The 10,336-nt window shown below is 75.9% G+C and carries 9 protein-coding genes; 2 read left to right on the top strand and 7 right to left on the bottom strand.

What is annotated here, in order from left to right; all coding sequences use genetic code 11:
- Positions 1-270 precede the first annotated feature (270 nt).
- The gene (locus tag BJP40_RS01560; RefSeq protein WP_371258583.1) at positions 271-1,569 is read right to left on the bottom strand and encodes an HAD-IIIC family phosphatase; all 1,299 of its coding nucleotides are present in this window, start codon (positions 1,567-1,569) and stop codon (positions 271-273) included.
- A gap of 26 nt (positions 1,570-1,595) precedes the next feature.
- Between BJP40_RS01560 and BJP40_RS36160 the strand changes: the two genes are divergently transcribed.
- Together BJP40_RS36160 and BJP40_RS01555 are read left to right on the top strand one after the other, a co-directional pair.
- A complete protein-coding gene (locus BJP40_RS36160) occupies positions 1,596-2,240 on the top strand; it encodes a hypothetical protein (RefSeq protein ID WP_371258582.1) in 645 nt (214 codons plus the stop codon).
- A gap of 139 nt (positions 2,241-2,379) precedes the next feature.
- Complete coding sequence (locus tag BJP40_RS01555; protein ID WP_071277922.1) at positions 2,380-3,642, top strand: FAD-dependent monooxygenase; 1,263 nt, start codon at positions 2,380-2,382, stop codon at positions 3,640-3,642.
- 638 nt (positions 3,643-4,280) lie between these two features.
- Here BJP40_RS01555 and BJP40_RS01550 read toward each other — a convergent pair.
- The 6 genes from BJP40_RS01550 to BJP40_RS01525 all read right to left on the bottom strand — a co-directional run bounded on the left by BJP40_RS01550 (position 4,281) and on the right by BJP40_RS01525 (position 10,278).
- The gene (locus BJP40_RS01550) at positions 4,281-5,558 is read right to left on the bottom strand and encodes a cytochrome P450 (RefSeq protein WP_079170837.1); all 1,278 of its coding nucleotides are present in this window, start codon (positions 5,556-5,558) and stop codon (positions 4,281-4,283) included.
- Between the two features lie 202 nt (positions 5,559-5,760).
- Positions 5,761-6,174: a DUF4260 family protein gene (locus BJP40_RS01545; protein ID WP_071277919.1), complete on the bottom strand. Its 414-nt coding sequence runs from the start codon at positions 6,172-6,174 to the stop codon at positions 5,761-5,763.
- A gap of 136 nt (positions 6,175-6,310) precedes the next feature.
- Positions 6,311-7,084, bottom strand: coding sequence for a thioesterase II family protein (locus BJP40_RS01540; protein WP_071277916.1), 774 nt, complete (start codon positions 7,082-7,084; stop codon positions 6,311-6,313).
- Between the two features lie 302 nt (positions 7,085-7,386).
- A complete protein-coding gene (locus BJP40_RS01535; protein ID WP_071277914.1) occupies positions 7,387-8,187 on the bottom strand; it encodes an AfsR/SARP family transcriptional regulator in 801 nt (266 codons plus the stop codon).
- A gap of 367 nt (positions 8,188-8,554) precedes the next feature.
- Positions 8,555-9,226, bottom strand: coding sequence for a GntR family transcriptional regulator (locus BJP40_RS01530; protein ID WP_071277912.1), 672 nt, complete (start codon positions 9,224-9,226; stop codon positions 8,555-8,557).
- Between the two features lie 50 nt (positions 9,227-9,276).
- The gene (locus tag BJP40_RS01525) at positions 9,277-10,278 is read right to left on the bottom strand and encodes a proline racemase family protein (protein WP_071269844.1); all 1,002 of its coding nucleotides are present in this window, start codon (positions 10,276-10,278) and stop codon (positions 9,277-9,279) included.
- Positions 10,279-10,336: the final 58 nt, after the last annotated feature.

The following is a 10,336-nucleotide window of genomic DNA, read 5'->3' as shown; positions in this document are numbered from 1 at the left end:
GGGGCGGGGGAAGGCCGGCGGGGCGCCGCGGGCCGCGCTGCCCCCGCCTGGTGCGCCGGGCGGCCACGGCCCGCCGTGCGCCGGCGGCACCGGCGCGTGGGGCCGCCCCCGCGGGTGGCGGAGCCCCGCGGGGAACCGCCCGTGGGGACGCCCGGGTGCGCCCCGCAGGGACGTCGGGTGCGCGGTCCGGCGGGGTTACGGCGGGGCCCGCGCGGGCGGCGGGGAGGCGGGGCACGAGGCCGGCGTCGGTGGCGCGGGGACCGCGACCGGTCAGCAGGGGCCGGGGCGGAGCGCCGCGTCGAGCGTGACGTGCCCCGGCACGGCGGGCAGGTCCGTGAGGGGGTGGCGGAAATCGACCGTGCCGTCTGCGGCTTCGGCGACCTGCTCGGAACCGAGCGACGGGTAGAAGCCGCGCACCCGGTGGTTCTTGGCCGTGGGCCGGAAGCATGCCCGGACCTCGGCCGCGCCCGAGTCCCTGGCGTGCTCCAGCAGGGCGGCGAGGGCGGCCTGCTCGATGCCGCGGGCGAAGACCCGGCAGCTGAGCAGCACGTTGTCGATGTACAGGACCGCGTCCTCGCGGTGCGCGAAGAGGGCGCCCACGACGCCGTTGTCGCCGAAGCGGTCGCGGGAGCGCACGGCCAGCGCCAGGTGGCCCGGCGCGTCGAGCCGCTCCCGCACGTCGGGCGGCTGGAGCCGGCGGGTGGTGAGGTTGAACTGGTTGGTGCGCAGCGTCAGCTGGGCGACCCGGGCCACCTCGTGGTCCCGCACCGGGGCGACCTCCACGGTCACGCCGAGGGCCCGCAGGTACTCCTCCGCCGAGCCGGCGGCCCGCCGCAGGTCCTGCCGCCCGGCCTCCTGGCGGTACTGCGCGGCACGGCCCCGGTCCGCGGCGGTCAGTTCCGGTACGTCGAACCAGCCGTCGGCGAGCAGCCGGTCGACGTGCAGCGCCGGCTCCTCGTCGAGCGGGACCACGGCGGCCCCGGGGTGGGAGGAGGCGACCAGGCCGCGTTCGAAGGGCGAGTCGTCGGCGAAGACGAAGCTGTCGGTGGCGAGGTTCAGACGGTCGGCGAGGGCCTGGACGGCGCCGTCCTTCGGCTCCCAGTCGGCGCTGACGCACACGAAGTCGTCCTCGCGCAGCGCCATGTCGGGATGGGTGCGCAGCACGTCGAGGACCGGCCCGCGGTCGTTCTTGCTGCACACGGCGAGCAGCACGCCCTGGCTGCCGATCTGCTTGACGACCCGCTGGAACCGGCCGAACGCGGCGCCGCGGTAGGTGGTGGCGGCGGCGATGCCGTCGGGGCCGTCGTCCCCGAGGACGCCGTCCCAGAGGGTGTTGTCGAGGTCGACGACCAGGACCTTCTTGGCGCGGCCGCGCAGGGCCCGCAGCAGGTGGCCGGCCTGCCGCGCGTACCGGCCGAGGAGCTCCCCGCCGAGGTGCGCCTCGGCGTAGGCGGCGAGCCGCGGGTGCGCAGCGGGCCGCCCTCCGCGATCAGCGGCTCCAGGTCGATGACGTGCAGCCGGGGGTGTGCGGCGGCCAGCCGCAGCACGGCGATGTTGAACTCCCGCCACAGGATGGCGAGTTCGGTGCGGGACCGGTGGTCGACCAGCTGCCGGGGGTACTCGGCGGGCAGCGGCAGCGTGTGGAGGACGAGCGTGCCGGGGCCGTGCCGGGTGTAACGGCCGGCGAGTTCGTCGAGCAGCGCCGCCTTCCCGGCGACGGCCGCGGCGACGTCCTCGGCGCGCCAGGGCAGCGGCAGTTCGTCGAAGACGATCCGGGCGTCCAGCAGGCACAGGGCCAGCTCCGTGCCGGGGGCGTACAGGTGGCTGCCGTCGTCCTGGAGGTCGCGCAGCCACGCCCCGTGGTCCCCGGCCGTCACGCGCGCCGGGATGCCGTGCCGGGCCAGCTCCGCGACGAGCGGCGCGGTCAGCCCGTCGAGCGTGCCGTGCCCGGTGACGGCGACGGCGGCGGGCTGCACCCCGGGGTGCAGTGCGGCGACGTCCTCGGGCGCCGTCCGGGCGAGCAGGCGGCCCGCCCGTGCCAGTTGGGCCGCCGCGTCGTCGCGCTGGGCGAGTTCGGCCAGCAGACCGGGGACCGCCGGGTACTCGGCGGCCAGCCTCCTCGCGTCGTGCAGCGCGCGCAGCCGGTCGAGGGGTCCGGCGGGATCCACTGCTGTGCTCATGGGTCGTTCGCCTCTCTGCCGGGGCGGGCGGGCCGTCCCGAGGCTGCGCCCGGGGCCTAAAGACGGGCTTGCGCCGGACGTCCGGGCGCCGGAGCGGGGCGGCCGGCGGCGGACGCGCCCCGCACGGCGCCCGCAAGAGCTGCTTTAGGCGGACTGCGGACCATCGGCGGAGGATGCCCCCTCCCGAAAGGCAGCGCTGATGACGACAACCGAGCTGACCGCCGAGGTGTGCGTGGTCGGAGGGGGTCCGGCGGGGCTCACGCTGGCCGTGGAACTCGCCCGGCGCGCGGTCTCCGTCGTGGTCCTGGAGCAGAGCGGCCGCTTCGACCGGTCGTTCCGGGGCGAGTCGGTCTCTCCGGACTCGGTGTGGCTGCTCGACCGGCTGGGCGTCCTCGACCGCCTGGCGGGCTCCTACCAGCAGATGCACGGGATGGAGATCGTCGACTCCGGCAGCACGGTGCTGCGCGCCGACTTCCGCCGCTTCCGGTACCCGCACCCCTACCCGGTGGAGCTGCCCCAGCCGGCGCTGCTGTCGGCCCTGGCGGCCCTCGGGCAGGAGGAGCACCCGGAGCACTTCGTCCTGGTGCGCCGCGCCACGGCCACGCGGCTGCTGCGGGCGGCCGGCGGCAGCGGGCCGGTGGAAGGGGTGACGGCGCGGACCCCGGAGGGCGAGATCACGGTACGGGCGGCGCTCACCGTGGCGGCTGACGGCCGGTTCAGCAAGGTCCGCGAGATGTCCGGCCTGCCGTACACGAAGCTGCCGCTGGACCGCGACGTGGTGTGGCTGAAGCTGCCGTTCCCGCCGGAGTGGGACGACCGTACGTACCGCGTCCGGATCCGCGGCGACCAGCACGGGCTGTTCATCCCGACCCATCCGAGCAGCGTCCGCGTCGGCTTCAACATCCCGAAGGGCGGGCTGCGGGAGCTGCGCGCCCGCGGCCTGCCCGCGCTGTACGAGCGCCTCGACCTGCTGGCTCCCGAGCTGTCCGGGTCGGTGCGCAGCGAGATCCGCTCCTGGTCCGACACGTCGATGCTGGACATCTTCACCGCCCTGGTGCCGCGCTGGTCCATGCCCGGCCTGGTCCTGGTCGGCGACGCGGCGCACACGCTGACGCCGGTCCTCGGGCAGGGCGTCAACCACGCGATCATCGACGCGGTGACGCTGGCCCCGCTGGTACACGGCGCGCGCGCCGCGGGCGGGGACGCGGCGGCGCTGCTCCGGGCGTGCCAGGAGTTCCAGCGGGTGCGCGAGGGGGCCGTGGGCCGGTCCCGGGGGCTGCAACTGCGGCAGGAGCGGCTGTTCGCGTGGCACGGTGCGGGCGGCGTCCTGCGCCGCTCGCTGTACCGGGCGGTCGACAGGAGCCAGACGCTGAAGGAGAAGGTGCTGGGCGGCGCCTACTTCCAGCTGCAGAAGCCCGGCCCCCACGCGGTGCAGGCCCAGTCCCCCACCGCCGCGGGGTGACCGGAGGAGCGCCGCGGGGAGGGGTGCGGTGGCTATGCGGCCGGGCCGCCGCGGTGAGGACGGCGGCAAGACGCCGCGGGCCGGACGCGCGGAGGCCGCACGGTCCGGACGGGGAGAGCAGCGCGGGCCGCACAGGTGCCCCGGCACGGGCCGGACGGGCGGCGGCGGTGCGCGGGCTCGGGATGACGGCCGGGTCCCGCGTACGGCGGCGGTCGACGTGAGCGTCCGTGGAGCGCGTACCGGAGGGCGCCGGGGGCGGCGCGGGCCGCGCGAGCACCGCGGTACGGGCCGCACGGGCGCCCCGGCACAGGCTGGACGGGCGGCGGCAGCGCGGCGGTGCGCGGGCTCGGGATGACGGCCGGGTCCCGCATGCGGCGGCGGTCGACGTGAGCGTCCGTGGAGCGCGTACCGGAGGGCGCCGGGGGCGGCCCGGGCCGCGCGAGCACGGCGGTACGGGCCGCACGTCCTCGCGGACAGGGCCCCGTGGGACGCCGCCGGCGACGGGACGCACCGCGGCGGTCACGGCGCACGGGCCGTGCCGTCGCGCCACGCGCATCGGCCGCGGCGGCGGAGGGGGGCGGCGCGCCGGTGCCCGGCCGCCGAGCGGTGACGGCCGGGCGGTGTCGCGGTGGAGTGCGTCACCAGGTGACGGGCAGGCGGGTCAGGCCGTGGACCATCATGCCCGTCGTCAGCTCCAGGGACTCGGCCGGTTCCGCGAGCCGCAGTCCGGGGAAGCGGCTCAGCAGCGACGTGAGGACGATCTGCAGCTCGGCCCGGGCCAGGGCGGCGCCGAGGCAGAAGTGCGGTCCGTGGCCGAACGCGACGTGGTGGACGGCCTCGGGCCGCGCGGGGTCGAACGCGTCCGCCGGGGTGCCGGTGAACCGCTCGGGGTCCTGGTTGGCGGAGCAGACCGCCGCGAGGACGGCGCTGCCCTTGGGGATGACGGTGCCGCCGACCTCGACGTCCTCCAGGGTGATCCGCAGCGGGCCGCCGTCGCCGATGGGGTTGACGCGCAACAGCTCCTCGACGGCGTGGTCCATCCTCTCCGGGTGGGCGCGCAGCGCGGCCATGTGCTGCGGGTGGCGCAGGAGGGTGAGCACCATCTTGCCGATCATGCTGACGGTGGTCTCGTGTCCGGCGACGAGGATGGTCGCCGCCATCACGATCAGCTCGTACTCGTTGAGGCTGCCCTCGTCGTCGTGGGCGGCGACGAGCGCACCCATCAGGTCGTCCGTCGGCTGCTCGCGCTTGCGCGCGACCAGGGCCGCCAGGTACTCGATCATCTGCCGGCGCCCGGCGGCGGTCTCCTCCGCCGTGTGGGCGGTCAGGGAGACGAAGGCGTCCGACCAGGCGCGGAAGCGGTCGCGGTCCTCGAAGGGCACGCCGAGCAGCTCGCAGACGACCATCACCGGCAGCGGGAAGGCGAGCGCCGTGTTCAGGTCGACCGGCCCTCCGTGCTTCTCCATCGCGTCGAGCAGGCCGTCGGTCAGCTCCTGGATCCGCGGGCGCATGTCCTGCACCCGGCGTGCGGTGAACTCCCGGGAGACGAGCCTGCGCAGCCGGGTGTGCTCGGGCGCGTCCGTGGTGAACAGACTGCCCGGGACGGGAGGGGTGCCGGTGAGCTGCGGCGCGTCGGGGTCGATGGTCGCGGCCCGGCTGAACCTCGGGTCCGCGAGCACGGTGCGCACGTCGTCGTACCGGGTCACGACGTAGCCCTCGTCGCCGCTGGGCAGCCGGACGTGGGCCACCGGACACGTGGCCCGCAGCTCCTCGTACACGGGCGGCACCTCGACGGCGGAGGGCCGGTGGAACGGGTAGTCGAGGAGCCGCTCGCCCGCCCCCGCCCCGCCCTCCGTCGTCTCCGGTCCGCCCGGCGTCGTCCCGGGCCCGCCCTGCGTCGTCTCCGTCGTGTCCATGCGTCTCCTCCGGCAGCGGGTGCCCGCGGTCACGGGTGTGCGGTGGTCGGTCCCGGGGCGCGGCGGGAGCCGCGGCCGGGACGCGACGAGCCTTGCAGCAGGGCCTTGCGCGGGACCAAAGCGGCTAGCGTCGAGGCACACCCGGCCGGGGCGCGGTGCAGGGGGACCGGCCGGTGCCGTGCAGCGCGCTGGTCGCCCGGGGTCAGCGCGGCCGGCCGTCGGCCGCGCGCAGGCCGTAGCCGAGCGCCCGGTCGGCGGCGATGTGCAGCAGCCAGGCCAGGCCGAGGTTGAAGAGGGGGACGGCGACGGCCTTGGAGTCGGGGACCAGGCAGCTGAGCATGACGGCGAAGGCGACGGCGGGCCGGTGCAGGAGGTTGTAGAGGGGGACGGCCCTGGGCGGCATCAGGCCGGGCCGGTGCGGGCCGGAGAGCGCGAGCAGGAGCGACAGGTCGGGGACGACGACGCCGGCGACGGCCGCGACGATCACCCATCCGCCGTACTTCGCGGCTTCGAACACGGCCCAGGCGAGCAGGAGGGCGGCCGCCGCCGCCCAGGCGGTACGGGCCTGCCGGGACGCGGGGCGCCTGCCGGCGCCGGGCGTGGCGTGGTGGGTCACGGGCCTGTTCCTCTCGCGGTCGTCCGGTGCGGGCTCCGGGCCGCCGTGCGGGGGTGCGGCGTCCGCGCGGTGGCGCCCCGGCCGGGCGGGGGCGGCCGGAGCAGTGCGCCGGCATCCTGCCCGCGTGGCACTCCGTTCACGCGGTGATCCGCTCGGTGGCGTACCGGCGGGTGAGTGCGGCCAGTTCGTGCAGGAAGCCGCTCTCGTCCTCCCGGACGAAGAAGTGCCCTCCGGGCAGTGTCCGCGCGGTGTGGCCGGCGCCCGCGTACTGGCGCCAGGCGAGCACCTCACCGACGCTGACGAGCCGGTCCGCGCGGCCCGCGAACAGGTGCAGCGGCACCGGCAGCGGTCCGGGGGGCTCGGCGGTGCCGCTCAGGCACAACCGGAGGTCGTCACGGGCGACCGGGAGCAGCGCGGACAGGAACCCGGGGTGGGCGAGCAGCGCCTGCGGGATGCCGCCGAGGTCCGCGAGCGCGGCGGCCAGCTCCCGGTCCCCGGCGTCGGGGTGGGCCATCGCCGGGGCCGGCAGGTGGGGGGCGCGGTAGGCGCTCAGGACGAGCGCGAGGGGCAGGTGCGCGCCGCGCCGGTGCCGGCGCCGGACGAGCGCGGACGCGATGAGCGCGCCCATGCTGTGGCCGTAGAGGAGGTGCGGCTCGGACAGCTCCGTGTCGAGCTGCGCGTCCAGGTCGGTGACGAGGGCGTCCAGGTCGGTGAACCGGGGTTCGTCGTACCGCTCCTCGCGGCCGGGCAGTTGCACCGGCACCACCCGCACCCGGGCATCCAGGGCGTCGAGGCCGCGCTGCCACCGCCGGTACGCCGACGCTCCGCCGCCCGCGTACGGGAAGCAGAACAGCCGGGTGCCCTCGGGGGGTTCGTGGTCAGGGCGCTTCGGGGACAGGTATCGCGTCATGGTGGTCGCCGGTTCCGTCCGGGGATGGGGGATGCTCCGGTGCTGGTGGGCGGCGCGGCCGGTCCGGTACGGCACCCGCCCCGCGGGGCGCGCCGGCCCGGGGCGGGCGCCGCCGCGCCGGTCCGGGGCTGTTCCGGTGTGCGGCGCTGCTGGTCCCGGTGGTGGTCGCAGCGTCCGCCGGGCCGCAAGGGTGCGGGTCCGCGGTCGTTTCGGGCCGGCGCTGCGGGACGGGCGGCACCGCCCCGCAGCCGCGGTTCGTGGCGCCCGGCCGGCCGGGCGCGGTCCCACGCTGCCCGAGGGGGCTAAAAGGGGGCCAAAGTCGGGAGGGCGGTGTCGAGCCGCGGATCGGCCGCGAGGATCTCCCGGTGTAGCCGCTGGATGCGCAGGGAAGGCTCTATACCCAACTCCGCCACGGTCGACGCGCGTAGCTTCCGGAAAATCTCAAGTGCCTGCCATGAGCGACCGCTTCGGTAGAGGGCGAGCATCAGAAGGCCGTGCAGCTTCTCCTCCAGAGGGAAGCGCTCCGTGAGGGCGAGGAGTTCGGCGATCACTTCGGCGTGCCTGCCGAGCCGGAGGTCCGCGGTGATCCGCCCCTCCAGTGCGGAGCGCCGCGTCTCCTCTAGCCGCAGGGACTCCACGCGCAGCGCCGGCCCGATCGGCACGTCCCCGAGGGCGGGCCCGCGCCACAGGGCGAGGGCATCGGCCAGCAGGGACGACGCGGCCGCGTCCTCTCCCCCGGCGAGGGCCCGCAGACCGCGGGCGGTGAGCTGCTGGAAGACCTCGGCGTCGATGGCGTACTTGGGCAGGTTGAGCACGTACCCGGCGTAACTGCGGCTCAGGATGTCCTTGGGCGCGCACTCGTGCTCCGGTCCGAGAGCCAGGCCGATGGCCCGGCGCAACTGTTTGACGTATGTCTGCACCACACCGGCGGGCCCGTTCGGCGGGCTCGCGTCCCACAGTTCCTCCGTCAGGGTCGTCACCTTCACGTCCCCGCCCGCGTTGACCGCCAGCAGCGCAAGCATCTGGCGCGGCTTGGCCGCGGTCGGCACCACGGAGGTGCCGCAGATCTCCACGACGAGCGGCCCGAGAACCCCGATCTTCATGCCACTGCTCCTTCCGCCTGCCGGAACAGTGGCACGCCACCGCCGCCGGCGACACTGAGCCGATCATGTCGTGGTCCGGGAATCCGGCCGGGTCCGCGCATGAGAATTTCACGCCCGGCCCCTTCGAAGGGGCCGGCCCGGGCAGCCGCCCCGCCCCGGCAGGGCCTCCCGCGGTCGCTGCGGCACCGCAGCCGCCCTCAGGAGTGCCGCGACGGTCAGGAGCAGCGCCCCCACGTCCGGCAGCCCGGGCCGGAGACGCCGGGCGTAGCGGGCCCTTGCCGGAGCCCGCCGCCTTCCGGCCAGGTGCCTGCCCGTCCTGATCGGCCGCCCGGTGCCGGTCCCTCCGCGTCGGCCGCCTCCGTGCCTGTCAGTCCTCGTCGGCCGCCCACAGCGACCGGACGTGGCCCAGGTGGCGGGCCATGCACGCCTCGGCACCGGCCGCGTCCCCGGACAGCATCAGGTCCAGCAGTTCCAGGTGCTCCTCTGCGGAGGCGACGAGCTTGCCGCGCTCGTCCAGCGCCGTCAGGCCGTACAGCCGGGACCGCTTGCGGAGGTCGCCGACGGTTTCGACGAGCCGTTCGTTGCCGTGCAGCCCCAGCAGCGACAGGTGGAAGCGGCGGTCCGCGTCCAGGTAGCCGATCAGGTCGTGGCCGCGGGCGGACGTGACGATCTCCTCGGCGACCGGGCGCAGCGCCTCCAGCTGCTCCCGGGCCGCCGTGCGGGTGACGGCGCCGACGGTGGGGACCTCGATCAGGGCCCGCAGCTCCGTGTACTGGTCGAGGTCGCGGCCGCTGACCTCGGTGACCCGGAAGCCCTTGTTGCGCACCGGCTCGACGAGGCCCTCCCGGGCGAGGTCGAGCATGGCCTCCCGTACCGGTGTGGCGGAGATCCCGAAGTCGGCGGCCAGGGCGGGCGCGGAGTAGACCAGGCCGGGCTGGAGCTCCCCGGAGATGAGGGCGGCGCGCAGGGCGTGGGCGACCTGGTCGCGCAGGCGCTCCTGCGCGGTGATGAGGTTCGACTGCTTCAGATGGCCACCCATGGGCCTACCTCCGGGGCTGCGGTACTGCGTCGGTGCGTTGCGCGGGCCCTTCAGAGTAGGAAACCCGCGGGGAAGGGGTCGTCCGGGTCCAGGAAGTACTGGGCCGTGCCGGTGATCCAGGCCCGCCCGGTGACGGTGGGAACGACCGCGGGCAGCCCGCCGACCGTGGTCTCGGCGACGAGCCGGCCGGTGAAGCGGGTGCCGATGAACGACTCGTTGACGAAGTCGCGGCCGAGGGGCAGCTCGCCCCGGGCGTGCAGCTGGGCCATGCGCGCCGAGGTGCCGGTGCCGCAGGGCGAGCGGTCGAACCAGCCGGGGTGGATGGCCATCGCGTGCCGGGAGCGGGCGGCGTCGGAGCCGGGCGCCGCCAGGTAGACGTGCTTGAGGCCGCCGATCTCCGGGTTCTCCGGGTGCACCGGCCGGTCCGTGGCGTTGACGGCGTCCATGACGGCGAGGCCGGCGGCCAGCAGGTCGTCCTTGCGGGCCCGGTCGAACGGCAGCCCCAGGGCGTCGAGGTGGACGAAGGCGTAGAAGTTGCCGCCGTAGGCCAGGTCGTAGGTGACGGTGCCGTGTCCCGGCACGTCGACCTTGCGGTCCAGGGCGACGCTGAACGCGGGGACGTTGGTGAGGGTGACGGACTTCGCGGCGCCGCCCTCGACGTGCACGTCCACCGCGACCAGGCCGGCCGGGGTGTCGAGGCGGACGGTCGTGACGGGTTCGGTGACCGGCACCATGCCCGTCTCGACGAGGACTGTGGCGACGCCGATGGTGCCGTGGCCGCACATGGGGAGGGCGCCCGACACCTCGATGTAGAGCACGCCGTAGTCCGCGTCGGGCCGGGTGGGCGGCTGGAGGATGGCCCCGCTCATCGCGGAGTGGCCGCGCGGCTCGTACATCAGGAGGGTGCGGAGGTGGTCGAGCTCGTCGACGAGGTGGCGGCGCCGTTCGGCCATGGTGGCGCCGGGCAGGACCCCGACGCCGCCGGTGATGACGCGGGTCGGCATGCCCTCGGTGTGCGAGTCGACGGCGTGGAAGACGTGTCGGGTGCGCATCGGGTCTCCTGTTCGGGGTCCGTGGGGCGGGGGTGCGGGGCGGGGCCTGTGGGACGGG

The sequence above is a fragment of the Streptomyces sp. CC53 genome, assembly GCF_001865245.1.
In the GTDB taxonomy this organism is placed as follows: Bacteria; Actinomycetota; Actinomycetes; order Streptomycetales; family Streptomycetaceae; genus Streptomyces.
This window is presented reverse-complemented; position numbering and strand designations above follow the sequence as displayed.